This window comes from Paenibacillus sp. JT22N15 (assembly GCF_059383755.1).
Window position 1 is genome coordinate 72,621 of record NZ_JBXENV010000018.1, and the last position, 17,626, is coordinate 90,246.

Sequence of the window (17,626 nt, forward strand, 5' to 3'; positions counted from 1 at the left end):
CGCAGCAGCTTTTCGATCCCTCGGCATGCATCTAATAAAAACGGGGCGTCCAGTAGTCAGCTTTCACCGACTTTCTGGACAGCCCCTTTTGTAGTATGGAGGCGAACCGTGGTTGTGCAAAACAACAATTCCCCGCCGCATGTTGAGCAGAATTTTAGATAGGTGGAATCATTTATTCTTGGAAGCATGTTGTAAATAAAAAACTTCTTACCTCTCCAGCAATTGCTTATAACCATTTAGACATTTATATATCCCCTGATGCTAATTCTTAATACTAATGCTCTTCAACACGTGCCTGCAAAAAATCCTTCATCAGCTAATAAACAATAAAATCCCCAACGTCTGCATACGTCCTTACTTCGTATTCACGGCCTAGATACATTCCTATGGCCGCCACAAGCATCTTACTCGTCTTTAACTCTGACCGATTCGGCAATCAACTCTGGAGTTTCTTTTTCTGTCCTTTAAGGCTCAATTCCCCATACTAGGCTGCCGCCTTTATAGAGGGTCACCTTGTTCCAGTCCTGATAGGATGTTTTGGTTGGATCGTAGGAATAATCATTCGTTTCGTCAAAGTTGGTCCAGTCCGTTTTGTACATGCGGAGCTGGATATCCCCGGATTGTCCACCTGCCTGGATCGCGCTGGCTCCGGAAGTGAAGCTGAGCTCTACATACGTATCGGTGAACGTGCGCAGGATGTTGGTACCGCCAACCTGAGCCCAGTCAATGGCCGAGTCCATAGCTGCGGTGCCTTCCTTCGAGAAGTAATAACGGATTTTCAGATCACTCAGATCTACAGCCGTGCTGCCAATGTTTTTGATATTGAAATACGGCTTGATCTGGTTGTCTGTCGCATTGGTATCTCCCGCACGATATTGCAAGACCAGATCGCTGGTCGGAACAACCACGCTTTGCGGAGTTGCGGAAGCAGCGGCAGAATTGGCGCTTTCCCCCGCAGCGTTCACAGCAGTCACAACATAGTGATAGGTTGTACCATTGGTCAGACCTATATTCGTGTAAGAAGTGCCGCTCACATTGGCAGCAACGGTAGTGAATGGACCGGACGCGCTCAGCGCGCGTTTCACGTTATAACTGGTCGCTCCTGCAGAAGCCGTCCAGGATAGGCCGATCTGTGCATTGCCTGCTGTGGCCGTCAATGCAGTAGGTGCAGCAGGAGCGATGGCTCCAGCTACCGGCACAGCATTTTTTACAGCCGAATTCGCGCTTTCACCTGCGGTATTCACGGCGCTGACCACATAATAGTAGATCGTCCCGTTGGTCAGACCCGTATTGGTGTACGATGTGCCGCTCACATTGGCGGCAACGGTGGTAAACGGTCCGGACGCACTCAGCGACCGCTTCACGTTATAGCTCGTTGCTCCTGCGGAAGCCGTCCAGCTCAATGATACCTGTGCATTGCCTGCTGTCGCAGTCAGTGCTGCCGGAGCTGCTGGAGCCGTCGTTCCGCCGCCATTGGTGGCCGGAAGAACAGGGAATGCGTTTTGCACCAGCATGACGAATTGATCATGGAACCAATGGCCAGATACCGGAGCGTTAGGAAGCGCCCCCGTCAATACACCATCACGAGTTGTAAACGTTGGATCACACATCCGGTCGAAGCCCTTGCCCTCATTGTTTGGAATTTCCGAACTGGAACCGTCGGATTCACCCGGAGGCTTGACCCACACATAGGCATCCAGATGGGCAGGTCCCGGTGCTGCCTTAGGTGCTTCACCTATGCCTGCTCCACTGTTGTTGCACCAGTTCCCCCGGTGATCCCGGCGATCGACACGCCCGGAATTCACGTAGGTGTTAATATCACTGCCTGTAGCCGATGTCGGACGGTTTACCCCTCCCCAGCCATTGCGGCTGGTATCAATCAGGAAGCCTATGCTGGCCGGCCAGCCTGCCTGCACAAACCCGCTATACAATGCAGCCGTAAAATCGGTTTCGTCAAAATACGGATTCCACTCATAAAACTTGGACGACTTGATCGGTTGTCCTCCGATGTTCAGATCCGGGTTGGGCAGATTCGGTTCATTCAGCGGAGTGCTGTTCGCCGTGTTGGTAATGAAGCCGTCTGCGCTATTCAGGCCAGCCGCTGTCCCCTGGACAACGCTCGTATACAGCGAGATAGTAGCTGTCCGGTTGTTATCCCATCCGAGCCAGCCGGAGTGACCGATATCCAGGTAGTTGTACACATTCGGAATGGCATGCAGCTTGTCCAGTGCATATTTCACGCCAGCTTCATAGATGCCTGTCGAACTGGCTTGAGCACAGGCTGGTGTATTGAGATTGGTGACCAGGTTAGGCAAACTGTCCGGTTCAATGATGGCAATGATGCGAATGTCCTGATACTTGGGTTTGGCAAAAATACCTGCGATGACATCAATATAATCCGTTTTGTACGTCTGCAATGCGGCCTGCGTCAGTGGCAATTCACCGTTGGACGCCAGCGCATGGCAGTCCCGGCCCGGCAGATTGTAAATGACGAATGAAGCGGTAATCGGAGTACCCACTTTCTTTTGAGCCAGAGCAGCATCCAGATGCTCCTCGATACTTTTGCGTCCGGCATTGTTCGCCCCGCCATTAATGGCGGCAATTCGGTCAATCCAGACTGCAGTTGGATAAGATTTGACCGTTTCCATCTTTGCTTTTAGCGACGTGTCACTGGTAAGCGTGATGGATGTATCGACAAGGGCGGAATAATCCGGGTTCAGGTACGCTGTAGCTCCGACAAACGGATTATTCTGATGCGCTTCCGCAGCCTGGATCGCCCCCGGGGCCATGCCATGGAAAATCCCCACCACAAGCAGCGCTATTACAAGTATTTGCTTTATACCTTCACGGAGAGCCTTACCGCCATTAAATTTAGTTTTCAATTTCATCATCATGGATCCACCTTTCCTTTGGTTAGATTTATTAAATATTCATAATTGATCCTCTGTCTCGGCATGATGTGTATGCACCCTAGAGAACGTACGGATGAACTGTGAATTTTCACCTCCGGCTAAAATGATAGCGCTTGCAATAAGGTGGGCAGATAGCCTTTAAAGCTGCAAACAGAGCAATAGAAATAGTGACTAAATATGCAAATCAGTTTCCTTGGTGAGGGGTACCGCTTGTGGGTAAATGCGGGTAATCATCGGTGTAAAAGCTTCAGGACATGTAACCGGGCTCCAAAAAAGAAAGCGCTTACTTTTTGAGCTTTTAAAAAAGGCTTATCCTCGATATAGACTTCACAGCGCATGTTCACCTCCTTATGAATCAATTATACTTTATGGATATTTTGCTGTAAATTGAATCAATTAAAATTATTTATATTTAATACCAAAAACTAGATGATAATTTAGATAACCCCCTTCCCATCCCAATCACGGCCGTATCTCCATCTTTATCCCGCTTGTAAACACCTTATGAAATCTATGAACGAATATATACTCTAGTATATTTCTTATACCCTTTTTAAAAACTCATTATTTTATTACATTTTGTTTTTATTATTATATATTTTAGTTTAATGTAATGTGAACGGACTTCTGATCGGTGTTAGTCAAGATAGTTGTCGCGAATATATTAATATAAGATAGCCATGTTTGAGCTTTTTGCTCAGCTTGAATAGCGCTTGCTTTTTCCGGATTGAGCCCAACTTCTTCATCCAGGCCTCAATTGCGCCTTGCCCCTGACCAGCGACCAGGATTCGAGGCTTTCTGTCAAAGTAAAATCCCCTCGCAATCGCAATCAATGGCTTTATGTCCTATGTATTTTCATAACAGCGTTTCAACCCGCTAGACTGATTTTTGAAAAGCAGATCATAGGTTTCGTTTCTGTTACGCAGATTTTCATGGATATCAAAGGCTGCCATTGCGCCATCTTTTATAACCATCATCTTCTCGAATCAATTCAACCCTACCCTGAAGAACAGCTTCAATGGATTACAGTTAAAAGAAATAAAAATGGCCACTACCATCTGTTAGCTCTGCGCACAAAGCAGAGAGTACCGCAATTGAAGAGGGCGTTTATAAACAAATTCAGCTCCGATCCACTATTAACCAATTTATCAAGAGTCATGCGTATACCGGGCTTTTACCATATGAAAAATCCTAGAAGCCCTTTATCGTAAAAGTTAGACAACTGGACAGAAAAAAAACCGACCTTGTGCGGTCGGGATTTGCATATTGATTGTTGGGGGATTTGAAGTCCTATCCGAAAACCACACCACGCTTGCTTCTACGGGTGTACTACCCGGTCCTCTGATTCCAACATAGCGTTCCCTCGCTTCTAATTCCGATCGAGAGGTGTGAAAGAAGCAATATTCACGACTAGGCTCTTCCCGATGAAGTTGACTGTACCGGCGAAGGGCTTCTGATGAATCAGCAAACGTATCGATTACAACGACTTCCTCAATGTAACGATGACCTCTTTCTGAGTGAGCCTTGTAAGCCTCCAAGAAACTTCAATATATATATTCATTGCAGCATAATTAAAATTCAGAAGAATAGAGACCTCAGCGAACCCCTGTACGAAGATCACGCCACACAGACATCTACGGGTGTAGTCACGATTTTGATGTCACCTTCGGAAAGCCTCCCCACTCTAGACCTTGGTAGTCTTCAGCACACCCTAGGTGCAGTTATAACCGTGTATCACGATGCAGTTTAGGTAACTTGACCTGAAATTTGACCGTACAATCGAACGATTGTAATTACGCTCATCTCTCTTGTATAATGGGCCTTTGGACTAAAATTATTATTCCCTGTGCCTTTCATGATTTCATTTGTTGTGCAAAAATAAACTGATTCTTCCGCCCAAGCAGAAATTTGATTATGATCGGTGAAGGATTTATTGGAATCTACCCTAATCTCGCTGTCTATTCCGATAAATTTTGACGTTTTCATTAAAATAAGTGACGCTTGTTCTCTGGTTATAAGACCATTCGGATTAAACCTACCATCTCCAACTCCGGTAATTATACCGAATGCAGCGATATTTAAAATGTTATTGTCGTCTGTATCATTAAAGGGTTCTGCCAATTTCAAGCCTTTCTCATTCATGATTGTATCTAATTCCTTGCCTGTTGTTGTTTCTATTAATGGGACAATTAAGGATATAAATTCTCCTCGTGTTATATTTTTCTCATATCCAGATTGCATCGACAAAGGTAATAGTTTATTTTTAATCGCAAAAGATACATCGTCTTTGGCCCAAACCGACGGAAAGGAAGCCGTCGTATAAGGGATTGCGACGTTATCCATTATCTGAATAGGTGTAGGATGAGGATCGTAATCGAATGTGTCAAGAGCTAATTCTCCCACACCATTAGATCCAGAGCCCATCAGGTTGCCATCGGATTTTAATGCGAACGTAAAAGCCGCTTTTGCCGTAATATCTATGACATCATCAAGAACTTTTTGAGGTGTATAACGCGACTCTGTTGAGCCATCCCCTAACTGTCCTTCTTGATTACCGCCCCAGGTCCATAGACTATGATCCTTTTTAATGACAGCTATGTGATTGCGTCCATCGACCTTTATAACATCACTCATAATCTTAACAGGTGTAAACTGTGCCTTCACTATACTTTGACTTCCATCAGCATAGGGCTTAAACGCCCACGTCTCTCCTTTACCTGTAAATAGGAGACCATCTTCATTCTTGCCCCAACCCCAAAGGGTGCTGTCCTTCTTAATTGCAAATGCGTTACTGCCAATCCCGTGAACGCTTTTTACATCCATCATTATTTTAACTGGTGCGATTATATCAACCTCTTGCGTCTTAATTCCTAATCCGCCAGAATAGTTATCTCCCCATCCCCAGAGTGAGTCATCCTCTTTCAAAGCATAATAGCAATTAAGATTAGCACTGATTTGTTTTACTCCAGACATAACTTGTTTGAAACTCTTGTTGTCTGCATAGGCAGGCTTCACCCATACGGTTCCGTCTGTTTTCAGTACTAACACTTTACTGTACGAAGCAGTAGCTTCTCGAACCCCCTCCATTACTTTAATGGGTTTTGTAACGCCTTGGTCGTTTTCATCACTTTGTATAGACCATAGACTGTGATCTGATTTAATGGCAAAACTACTCCACCAATTTCCATATACGGCTATGACATCATCCATTAATTTGGATTTGCTTGCTCGTTGAGGAGATTGATCACCTCTAGAATCATTAAATGTGCCCTTTCCCCAATACCACAGACTCCCATCTTTCTGGATTGCAAGTACACGTCCGTTCGCACTAGCAATCGTATCTCCGAATTTTCTTTCTGCTGCTAATACATTAGAAGGAACTAAAGAGAAAAATAGCGCCATAGTAACAAGATATGCCAATAATCCTTTTTTCATAGTTGGTACCTACTCCTCCGAAAGAAACTTGATCCATAGGACAGACCGTATTAATTAGAAATAAGCCACCAATGCTGTGCAAAAACACAATTCGCCGCTATGTATTAGTTAGGATGTTTTTGGGGGAGGTGTCTACGATTCAACCTTATTAGCAACCCCAAAAGGAACATGCGCAGTTGGAGAAACACTCGATACTCCCTCAATATGACCTACCTGATCGTCGAAAAAGATATGTGGACGAAATACCTTTAATACTCTCCCCTTCTCTATTCCGCCAAGGAAGAAAGCTTCATCGACCAGTATACCAAGAGTTCTTAGTGTGGTTACTACGCGTTCATGTGCTGGTGCATTTCTAGCAGTTACTATAGCTATTCGAATACGTGGGGAATAAGCATTATCCTTCTGCTTCTTTTTCCATTCACGTCGCTGAAGAACGGCTATTTCACCAAAGAATTTAAAAAGCGGTCCGGGCGGCAGGGCTTCACTTGCCTTTTGTCTCTCATTCTCATGAAAGCCTTCCATTCCAAGAGCCTGATAAATCCCTTCCGCTGAATCGTCTGCAATGATACCATCAAAGTCAAACGCAATCCGAAGCTCCAACTCTTTCTCATCATCAACAAATTCAGTAGGAAACACCTGGGCGGCTGGCAAGCCCATTTCGATGGCAGATCGCACATCGTTAGGATCTGCCGAAAGAAATAATGAAGCGTTAAATGCATTCATGTAAATGAAAGGATTCGATCCTGCAACGAATGCAGCACGCGATATGGTAAGTCCATAATGTTGAATAGATTTGAAAACACGAAGACCCGTATCGGGATCATTCCTCGACAATAGCACGACCTCAACCGGTTGGTCGGTCGGATCATCACCATTGATCATGAGTAAACGTTTGATCAATGGAAAAGCAACTCCCGGTTCTAGCACATCCTGTTCATGATCATGTTGATATTGGCGATATTCTTCCTCTCCCTTTTCCTTAAATACCTTGTCAGACTCCTTCAAGTTGAAAAGGGCACTCGAAGCGACAGCTACTACAAACTTTTCTTCAATTGGAAAAGGCATGTTCTCCCCCTTACTGTTAAATGTGAGATAGTAAATTCCAGTGAGGAAAAGCCAGTCCTTTCCCGTTGATTATTATCTCATATAATATTACATTATTGATTCGACAATATCTTCCACATTCCTCCACTTATAAACAAAAAAGTACCTACCAGCGTCGCATTGACGTAAGTCAGGTACTTCTTTAGCCACAAACACGTTGGCCCCTATCCAGTATTATTAGTTGTGGTTTTACAGGGACAAGGGTTCACAAGAGCGAGGGAATCTGAACCCCTGCCCGAAGATCACGCCACACAGGCTTCTACGGGCGTAGTCACGAATTTGATGTCACCCGAGTATCGACCCGTAAACGGCTATACGTTGGGTCAGCCTGATTATCCTCTTCAGCACACCCCAAGCGGAGATGTGACAGCGTATCCCACTACTTGTTAGACCCTAATTCTATCACATGGGCGATCCAATACAGGTTAGAATCACGCACACAGGTTATTTTGTTTTTATTTTATTGTATTTGCCAAATGCCTTTTAAACGGTTAATGGTATGAACCCATTTGGAAGCACGCGGCTTACAAACGGTGTTTTGGTTTCCGAAAAATCCAATCTCAGATATAGCTTTATTCGCAGGCAGAGCCTCTATCCAGTTCACTTTCACAATGAACTCGGCCCTATCATCGTCATACAAGAAGTCTTGAAAGTAATTTGCATTATTGCTAAGCTGATATATATTCTGTTCCTTTCCATTTTCTTGGAAGAAAACTTCATCTGCCTTTTTAGCTGTATCCGTAACACTTCCAACACCAACATAACCAATACCAGGAATGTTAACCCAAACACGGTCTCCAATAGACAACTGATTAAGTGTACGTGAGTACCACTCCCCGCCGCCGCCTGAGATAAATCCGTATTTTAAAGCATCAGGCCAACTACGATTTATTCCATCACCGAAAGATACATAATACTCTCCGTTCCAAGGCTCCTTATCTTTAACTACGATAGATGCATTGTCTAAGGTTTCTTGTGGATCAATCATCCATGCACGGCTTATATATTTAGTAGAATCCTCTTCAAAAACAGTAAAGAAGATGACGTTTATCGGTATTAAAGAATCACTTAGATACTCTACAATTCTTTCTGTGCTTGAATCCAATTCAGTTGCTACAATAACGATCTGATGGGAGTGATTAATACTTTCTTCTTCGAGGTTAATCTTAAATTTATCATAATATTCCTCCTCTAAACTATTTTGTTTTTGAGAGTATCTAGCTATATAAGTCTCATATATTGCAGATATTTGACTTGCTGACAAGTTCTTAACCCATGATGCATAGTCCAGGCCCTGTGCCACAACTTCTCGACTTGTCTTATGTTTTTTTAATTCAATAATGATTATAGAGCCGCTATTATCAATTGCTAATAAATCAATGTATGTATTAAACTCGGTCATGACTTGTCTTCCGATGATCAGCCAATTGTCATCCAGTATAGCTGGGTTTGATTGAATGATATTTTCAAGTTCGATTTCCAAATCTAACGTAATATTCTTTACTTGTCTGACCTCATCACCAGCAACTCTCCATATTCCATGCTTGATAGCCATTATACTCATCTCATTTCGTTTTAAAATTCAACTAATATCATTATAACTCTACTATTAGCTCTAAGCCCGAGTGTTATTAGACAGTACCGAACAAACCATAACGGTTTAAATTCAAAAAGCATCCGATTCTTATGACTAGCTTATCATTGATTATACAAGTCTTTTCTTGAGCTATACATTGAGAAAGCGATTGTATTATCACCTTTTCCCTTCATCATACCAGGTGGAAAAACTTATTACCTTAAATTGCACTTTGATTCCAAGCAAACAAAAACGGACACCGAATGGTGTCCGTCACTGGTACTACATATGGAGGCGAGGGGAGTCGAACCCCTGTCCGAAGATCACGCCACACAGGCATCTACGGGTGTAGTCACGATTTTGATGTCACCCAGGAGGACGCCTCGTAACCGGCTTCTTCCAAGGTCAGCCTGATTGTCTTCTTCAGCTCACCCCAGGCGGAGATGAGACAGCGTATCCCACTACTTGTTAGCCCCTAGTCTAGTCACATGGGCGATGCTAGGTAGGAGCACGCTCACAGTTTCTTAGGCTGCGAAAGCGTAGTTTGTTTGTTGTTTGCCATTTAATAGGCTTTAGCGTTGATGAAGTGGACGCGTCCCCACTACCCGCAACCCGCGCTCGTCCTATCCCCGTCGAATCCAAGAACGCCCCCGAGTTGGCATAAATGACTCATCCTTGCCAGCTCATAAGAGCCGCAACCAGATCATCATTTAGCTAAGAACTTGCTTCGTTACTTTGTTAGTATAACACGATTCAAGGAATATTCCCTAAAATGTTATTGGTACTGTTAGTAAAATTCAACACGCTTTCCTTGAAAATCTACAGACGCTCAACTTTGCGCTTGCACTCAGGATCTTCGCGCTTAACGTATAATCTTCTGCTTCTCGCGCAGCGCACGCTGAATATCACGCTGGGCATCACGCTTTGCCGCGGAATCGCGTTTGTCGAACTGCTTCTTACCTTTACCTAGCCCAATTAGAAGCTTCGCGTAACCATTGCGCACGTAAATCTTCAACGGCACAATCGAATAGCCTTCCTGCTTGGATTGGCCGAGCAGCTTGTGAATCTGAGCTTTATGAAGCAGCAGCTTGCGGGCACGCGTCGGATCCGTTGGATTGTGACGATTCCCCTGCTCGAAAGGGCTGATATGCAAGTTGTGGATGAAAATTTCGCCGTTACGTATCGTCGCAAATGCGTCGCTAATATTGGCTCGTCCGTTGCGGAGCGATTTAATTTCCGTCCCCATTAGCACCATTCCCGCTTCATACGTGTCTTCGATGAAATAATCATGGGAAGCTTTTTTATTTTGCGCAAGCTGCTTGCCGTCGTTTTTCTTGCCCATTCTTATCACCTCGACATCATCATTAGCTCCAGAAAATTGAAAAAGCTGCTAGATATATATTGTAGCAATTTTTGAAAATGAAAGCAAGAAAGCAGCTGCCATATTATAAAATATGGTTTGCTCGTCAAAAGCATAAAAAGCCGCTCCGACCTTACGGTCGAAAGCGGCTAAATTTCGCAGTTGATTAAACTACTACAGTTTTACTACGTTTTCAGCTTGTGGTCCGCGGTTGCCTTGAACAACGTTAAATTCTACGCGTTGTCCTTCTTCCAGCGTTTTGAAGCCTTCGCCAGTGATTGCGCTGAAATGTACGAATACATCGTTGCCGCCTTCAACTTCGATGAAGCCAAAGCCTTTCTCAGCGTTAAACCATTTAACTGTACCTTGTTGCATTTGTAAAACCTCCAAAAATAAAATTAATATGCGCCTGTTTCGTTTTGAGAAACAAAAAATTCACACATTGAAAAAGGTCCATGACTGTAATGACACCCTTTTCAATATGTGAATTCAGGTCCATATCATCAATTGCTTTGAGTGTACTATACCCATATTCAAAAAGCAAGCGACAAGCTTAAATAATTTCTAAAGCTTGGCCCGCTGTACCAGCGCTGCTGAGCCTCTGTATGAGGGGCAGCGCTGATGCAAGGGACTTTACAACTATTTTGTTTTATTTACGTTTTTTTCTAACAAAAGCAGCCGTTGAATTGTTGCCTCCGTTTTTCTTCTTGCGCTTCCTCTTAGCCGCATCTCCGCCTGCTCCAGCAGCATCTGGCGAAGCCTGCCCACCAGGGTTGGCGCCGCTGGTTGAGCCTGGCTGCGCCGCCTGGCGCCGCTTGCCGCCTTCAAAGCCACGGCCGGCTCCGCCGCTTCGCTCGCCGTCATCGCTGCGACGGCTGCCTCCTCTAATCGGCAGCCCCCACATATCCGTGCGCGGCGCGCCTTCGCCGCCGCGCCCTTCGCCTCGATCCTGCGGCTCCGCCCGCACGATCCGCTGCGTCTGCTCCGCCGGCGCAAAGCTGCCGCCAGCGTCGCCCTTGCGCCCGCGGCGCGGCGCGTTCCCGCCGCCGCTTGCGCCTGGCGCAGCTCCGCGCCCAGCGCCCTTGCGCTGGCGCTTCGCGCCTTGGCCGGCTCCGCCGGCCTGAGCAGCTGAGTTCCACCACAGCTGCTCCTCACCAGCGCCGCTATCCTGGCGCTGGCTCTCTCCTGCCGGACGGCTTAGCGCGTCCGACAACCCCGGCGCGGCGCCATCACCCTCGCGCCGCTGCCCCGCACCAATGTCGTCGCGCTTGCCGCGACGACGCGCCCCGGCAGCAGCACCATCCAGCTGCCACGGGTTCTGCCCATTTCCGGCCAGACCGCTGCTTTGCTGGCCGCCATCTCTTGCTCCTGCTTTACCGCTGTTCCCTGCTCTGCCGCTTTTCCCAGCTCTTCCTCCATGCCCTTCATTCCCAGCTCTGGCGCCTCTCGCTCCATTGCCCGCTTTGGCGCCTTTGCCGCCCTTGCCTTTAAAGCCGCCGTAGCCGCCATTTCCGCCCTTGCTGCCAGCAGCGGTACTGTCGCCCTTCGCTCTAGTGTCGGTGCCCGCACCGCCACCGCTGCTGCGTCCGCCTTTGTTAAAGCCGCCGCTGCGCCCGCGCCCGCCGCGCGATGCGCCGAACCCAGCATCAGCGATGCCTTTAAAACCGCTGCGAGGCTTCATATCGACCATTTCAAAATCAATCGTATGGTCATTCATATTCACATTGCCAATGCGGATTTTCACCTCATCGCCAATCCGGTACACCTTGGAAGTACGTTCGCCGATAAGCACCATATGCTGCTCTTGGAAGTGGTAATAATCATCCGTCAGATCGCTCAGACGAATAAGCCCTTCCACCGTATTATCCAGCTCGACAAACATCCCGAAGCTGGTTACGCTGCTGATAATGCCATCGAATTCCTCGCCTATTTTATCAAGCATGAATTCGCATTTTTTCATCTGCTCGGTGTCACGCTCGGCATCAGCCGCTACCCGCTCACGCTCAGATGAATGCTGCGCGATATCCGGCATGCGTGCAGTCAGCGCCTCATTGCGCTTCTCGCTGAGCGCTCCGCCGCCCTCCAGCACCTCGCGAATGACACGGTGGATAACCAAATCCGGATACCGGCGAATAGGCGAAGTAAAATGCGAATAAAATTCCGCTGCCAGCCCAAAATGTCCCAAGCTTTGCGCATCATATTTCGCCTGCTTCATCGAGCGAAGCATAACGGTGGAAATGACCGTCTCTTCCTTCGCGCCTTTGATTTCCTCCAATAGCATTTGCAGCGCACGCGGATGGACCGAGTTGCCTTTGCCCTTCACCACATAACCGAAGTTCGCAGCAAACTGCATGAAATGCATCAGCTTCTCCTGATCCGGGTCTTCATGAATCCGGTATAGGAAAGGAACGCGCAGCCAGTGGAAATGCTCGGCAACCGTCTCGTTCGCCACAAGCATAAATTCCTCAATGATCTGCTCCGCGATGGAACGATCCCTTTTCACAATATCGACGGCCTTGCCCTGCTCATCAACGATGACCTTCGACTCCTGAAAGTCAAAATCAATCGCGCCCCGCTTCATCCGCTGCTTGCGAAGCTTCATCGCCAGCTGCTCCATCAGCGTGAACATATCCAGCAAATCAGCGTAGCGCTCCTTCAGCTCGGTTTGCGGTTCCTCTTCGGTAGCAGTCAGCAGCTTGCGAACGTTCGTATATGTCATGCGCTCTTTCGTACGAATAACACTCGTAAACACATCATGGCGCACGCGTTTCAGCGTTTTGGCATCAAACTCCATCTCGCAGGAAAGCGTCAGCCGATCTACTTGCGGATTAAGCGAGCAAATGCCATTCGACAAGCGATGAGGCAGCATCGGAATGACGCGGTCCACCAAATAAACGCTGCAGCCTCTGCGGAAAGCTTCTTGATCAAGCTCGGAGTTTTCACGCACATAATAGCCCACGTCTGCGATATGGACGCCCAACAAATAATTGCCGTTGTCCAGCACCTTCACATGGACAGCGTCATCCAGATCCTTGGCATCCTCGCCATCAATCGTTACGATGACCTCATTGCGCAGGTCTCGACGGCCCTGCTCTACAATTTCTTCCTCGGTGATCGAATCAGGAGCCGCTTCTGCCTCTGCATCCACCTCTTCCGGAAAGCCTTCCGGCAGCTGATGCTTGCGGATAATCGACAAAATATCGATGCCTGGGTCATCCTTATGGCCAAGAATTTCAATAATTTCGCCTTGTGCCGCTGAACGGCCTTCTGGATAGGTAACGATGCGCACGACAACCTTTTGACCGGACACAGCGCCTTTAAATTCATTTTTCGCGATGAAAATGTCGCGGTTAATCCGTTTGTCATCCGGCACAACAAAGGCATACACTTCATGGCTTTCGAAAGTGCCGACCACCTGTGTAACCGCTCTCTGCACAATGCGGACTACCTCGCCCTCCAGGCGGCCTCCAGCTTGGCTCTTGGACGTCACGCGCGCAAGGACAATATCGCCGTTCATCGCGCTGAGCTGATCATTGGCGTGAATATAAATGTCAGGATGCTCTTTGTCGTCAGGAAGCAGAAATGCGAAGCCTTTCGCATGCACCTGCAATTTTCCGCGCAGCAAATTCATCCGTTCCGGAACGCCATAACGGTCATTGCTCGTACGGAGGATTTTTCCGCTATCCTCCAGATGGGTAAGCAGCTGCAAAAAAGCTTTGAAATCAGCAGCCTCCATCACGCCAAAATGCTGCTCCAGCTCCTGATAAGTCATCGGTTTATAAGCGGTCTCCCGCATAAAATCAAGCAATTCCTGCTCTTGTGTCATTAGTTTCCTCGTCACCTCATATACCGGAGGCCATTCTATCAGCACTTGCAACCGGTTGATAGATTATCATATACCAATTAGTATACACGAAATTACCCAATCGCATCCGCGAAACAACGAAAAAACAAAAAAAGTGGAGGAAGCTCCCCCACTTTTTGCATTCAATACAGATTATTACTGTTGTACGACGTAAGCAACAACGAGCGACAGGACGAAAAATCCAACAGCCAGTGCAATCGTCAAACGCTGCAGGAACAAGTCCAAACCACGCGCTTTCTGCTTGCCGAACAAATGCTCAGCGCCACCACTAATGGCTCCGGACAATCCCGCGCTTTTACCTTTTTGCAGCAATACGACCGCAATTAGGCCAACCGAAAAAATAACCAGTAAAATTTTCAAAGCTATATCCATTCAATCCACCTCCAGCATAGGAGCTCCATTAAAACATATAAAATGATTGTATCACAGCGATTTACTGAAAACAATACTTTGCTGTTTAACCCTAACATTTCCTGTTACGGCTATCCCTTGGCTGGCTGCGGGTCTTGCATTAGCCTTTGCATAAAATGAAAGCTCATCTCTGCGCTTTTCAGTGACGTTTCCGTAAACTGCTGCTGCTCGATAATGATATATTTTACTCCCGAATGCTTGACCACCTCATACAGCTCGGTGTAGCCGACATCTCCTCTCCCGAGCTCCGTATCCTTGCGTCCCTCCTGAAAATCTTTAAAATGGACGAGCGGCAGCCGATCCGAATAATATTTCACGTATTCAGCCGGGTCATAACCCGCCATGTAAATCCATCCCAAATCCAGCTCCGCCTCTAACAAATCCGCAGGCACAAGCTCCAGCAGGTGCACATACAGCGGCTTGCCTTCAACCTTTTTCCAATCCGCATCATGGTTATGCAGGCATAGCTTTATGCCCTGCTGCTTCGTTTGCCAAGCACATCGCTCCAAAATTTCTGCCAAATATTTAATATCGTCCATTTTCGGCACCTCTGGCACAGGAACCCAAGGCACGACCATGTATTTCAGCCCAATCTCATTTGCATATTCAACCTGCTTCTCGAAGTCTGATGGAATTTTTTTTATATTTTCAAAATTAAGCGGGATGTGCGCGGAAGGCGCAATGAGCCCCAGTGAATCCAAACGCTCTTTCAACCTTCTTGCCGGTGCGTGAAAATAACCCCCGAATTCGACCGCTTTATAGCCGATTTCAGCTACCTTGTCCAGAGACCCCAGTAGGTCGCTTTCTGTAATGTCCCGCAGCGAATACATTTGCAGACTCAGCACTTGTTTATCCATAAAATAACACCTCCTTTTCTGCTCAAATCCAGCAACCATTTGCAAAACAGGCTCGTCATTAGAGGTGACCAAAACAAGCAAAGGCTTCGCACACTACTTATGCAAAGGGGGATACTGCTTTGTTTATCATCATTTGTTTGGCCGGGATTATCCTAACCATGATTGTTCTCAAAAAGGCTGGCGCCTTATACATTTACTCCAAAGGCGTGTTCATTTCCGTCATTGTTACGCTTATAGCTGCAATTGGTCTTTCACAAAATTATTTATACAGTCTGATTCCCTCGTTCGAGGACGGTATTGCCGTTTCTAATTTTATTGCCTATTGGATTATTGGCGATGACGGCTGGTCGGTGAGGCTGTTTCAGCAGTATTCGGAAGGCTCGTTATTGCTTGCTATTATTTTGCTGGTTGTCTACATTATTGTGCATAGTGTGGAGTTGGCTGTTGGTCGTAAGACGGTACGGCGATAGGTGGGTGGAAGTCTGCTGAAAAGGATCTGCGCTGCGTAAAAGGGTTGGGATTCGATCGCTGTTGCCTTTGGAATCTTTGAACAATAACTGCTTTAGCGGTAGATTTCCAACGACAAATGCGAACGCTGCGCTTCTCCACTCCAACCCTTTTACTCCGCTTGTCTTTTCAGCAGCTTCCCACACTTTTACATACCAAAAATCCCTGCTCCACAATATTTGTGGGCAGGGATTTTTTAAGTACATAAGTGCATAAAAGCTTATTCGCATTGATACTTGCTCATTTAGAGAAGACCAGAGTACTGGACAATCAAACTGAACAAGCTGTCATTTGTTTAAGCTTATTTGAAGTTTTTGAGATTGTAGAATGCGGATTTACCAGCGTATTGAGCTGTAGCACCCAGTTGGTCTTCGATACGAAGCAATTGGTTGTACTTCGCTACGCGGTCCGTACGGGACGGAGCACCTGTTTTGATTTGGCCAGCGTTAGTTGCAACTGCGATGTCAGCGATTGTGCTGTCTTCGCTTTCGCCGGAACGGTGAGAGATAACCGCTGTGTAACCAGCGCGTTTCGCCATTTCGATTGCGTCGAAAGTTTCAGTAAGGGAACCGATTTGGTTAACTTTAACCAGGATCGAGTTGCCCACGCCTTTGTCGATACCATCGGACAGACGCTCAGTGTTTGTAACGAACAGGTCGTCACCAACGAGTTGAACTTTGTCGCCCAATTTTTCAGTAAGCAATTTCCAGCCATCCCAATCGTCTTCGGAGCAGCCGTCTTCGATTGTGATGATTGGGTATTTATCAACCCATGAAGCAAGCAGGTCAACGAATTCAGCAGGCGTGAAGGATTTGCCTTCGCCTTCCAGGTGGTATTTGCCATCTTTGAAGAATTCAGTCGAAGCTACGTCCATACCGAGGAATACGTCAACGCCTGGCTTGTAGCCTGCGCTCTCGATAGCGGAAATGATTGTAGTGATTGCTTCTTCGTTCGAACCAAGGTTAGGAGCAAAGCCGCCTTCGTCGCCTACAGCTGTGTTCAGGCCTTTGTTTTTCAGAACCGATTTCAGGCTGTGGAAAATTTCAGCGCCGATACGAAGAGCTTCTTTGAACGTTGGAGCGCCAACTGGCAGAACCATGAACTCTTGTACGTCGATGTTGTTGTCCGCGTGCTCGCCGCCGTTGATGATGTTCATCATTGGAACTGGCAGAACTTTAGCGTTGAATCCGCCCAGGTAAGTGTACAGGGATACGTTCAGTGCATCAGCAGCAGCGCGAGCTACAGCCATCGATACAGCAAGAATCGCATTAGCACCCAGCTTAGCTTTGTTCGGCGTACCGTCAAGCTCGATCATTTTGCGGTCGATAGCTACTTGATCAAGAGCGTCCAGACCAATGATTTCAGGAGCGATAATCGTGTTAACGTTATCTACTGCTTTTTCTACGCCTTTACCAAGGTAACGGCCTTTGTCGCCATCACGAAGCTCAACAGCTTCGTATGCGCCAGTGGATGCGCCGGATGGAACGATAGCGCGGCCTTGGCCACCGGACTCTAGGGATACTTCTACTTCTACTGTTGGATTACCGCGGGAATCCAATACTTCGCGTGCATATACGTCAACGATAATAGACATGTTTG

11 protein-coding genes and 1 other RNA gene are annotated in these 17,626 nt (G+C 46.8%); 1 reads left to right on the top strand and 11 read right to left on the bottom strand.

Annotated elements, in window-relative coordinates:
* Positions 1-464: 464 nt before the first annotated feature.
* From AC50X8_RS28080 to AC50X8_RS28125, 10 genes are all read right to left on the bottom strand, one after another.
* Positions 465-2,891, bottom strand: coding sequence for a glycoside hydrolase family 6 protein (locus AC50X8_RS28080; RefSeq protein WP_235533085.1), 2,427 nt, complete (start codon positions 2,889-2,891; stop codon positions 465-467).
* Positions 2,892-4,658: 1,767 nt separating this feature from the next.
* A complete protein-coding gene (locus tag AC50X8_RS28085; RefSeq protein ID WP_056032458.1) occupies positions 4,659-6,347 on the bottom strand; it encodes an S-layer homology domain-containing protein in 1,689 nt (562 codons plus the stop codon).
* 132 nt (positions 6,348-6,479) lie between these two features.
* Entirely contained in the window at positions 6,480-7,412 is a 933-nt protein-coding gene (locus AC50X8_RS28090) for a 5'-nucleotidase (RefSeq protein ID WP_056032461.1), read from the bottom strand.
* Positions 7,413-7,911: 499 nt separating this feature from the next.
* A complete protein-coding gene (locus tag AC50X8_RS28095; protein WP_056032463.1) occupies positions 7,912-9,006 on the bottom strand; it encodes an endonuclease NucS domain-containing protein in 1,095 nt (364 codons plus the stop codon).
* Between the two features lie 307 nt (positions 9,007-9,313).
* Positions 9,314-9,679: a transfer-messenger RNA gene (gene ssrA / locus AC50X8_RS28100) on the bottom strand.
* Positions 9,680-9,889: 210 nt separating this feature from the next.
* The gene (smpB, locus tag AC50X8_RS28105) at positions 9,890-10,369 is read right to left on the bottom strand and encodes an SsrA-binding protein SmpB (protein WP_056032466.1); all 480 of its coding nucleotides are present in this window, start codon (positions 10,367-10,369) and stop codon (positions 9,890-9,892) included.
* A 192-nt stretch (positions 10,370-10,561) separates the two neighbouring features.
* Complete coding sequence (locus tag AC50X8_RS28110; RefSeq protein WP_028609190.1) at positions 10,562-10,762, bottom strand: cold-shock protein; 201 nt, start codon at positions 10,760-10,762, stop codon at positions 10,562-10,564.
* A gap of 274 nt (positions 10,763-11,036) precedes the next feature.
* Complete coding sequence (gene rnr, locus AC50X8_RS28115) at positions 11,037-14,213, bottom strand: ribonuclease R (RefSeq protein ID WP_494863565.1); 3,177 nt, start codon at positions 14,211-14,213, stop codon at positions 11,037-11,039.
* 174 nt (positions 14,214-14,387) lie between these two features.
* Positions 14,388-14,624, bottom strand: a complete 237-nt coding sequence (gene secG / locus AC50X8_RS28120; protein WP_046234099.1) for a preprotein translocase subunit SecG — start codon at positions 14,622-14,624, stop codon at positions 14,388-14,390.
* 110 nt (positions 14,625-14,734) lie between these two features.
* Positions 14,735-15,520, bottom strand: a complete 786-nt coding sequence (locus AC50X8_RS28125; RefSeq protein ID WP_494882880.1) for a sugar phosphate isomerase/epimerase family protein — start codon at positions 15,518-15,520, stop codon at positions 14,735-14,737.
* Positions 15,521-15,639: 119 nt separating this feature from the next.
* Between AC50X8_RS28125 and AC50X8_RS28130 the strand changes: the two genes are divergently transcribed.
* On the top strand, positions 15,640-15,990 hold the full coding sequence (locus AC50X8_RS28130; protein ID WP_056032476.1) for a hypothetical protein: 351 nt from the start codon (positions 15,640-15,642) through the stop codon (positions 15,988-15,990).
* A 338-nt stretch (positions 15,991-16,328) separates the two neighbouring features.
* On the opposite strand, the gene eno is transcribed toward AC50X8_RS28130, so the two are convergent.
* Complete coding sequence (gene eno / locus AC50X8_RS28135; RefSeq protein ID WP_046234101.1) at positions 16,329-17,621, bottom strand: phosphopyruvate hydratase; 1,293 nt, start codon at positions 17,619-17,621, stop codon at positions 16,329-16,331.
* Positions 17,622-17,626: the final 5 nt, after the last annotated feature.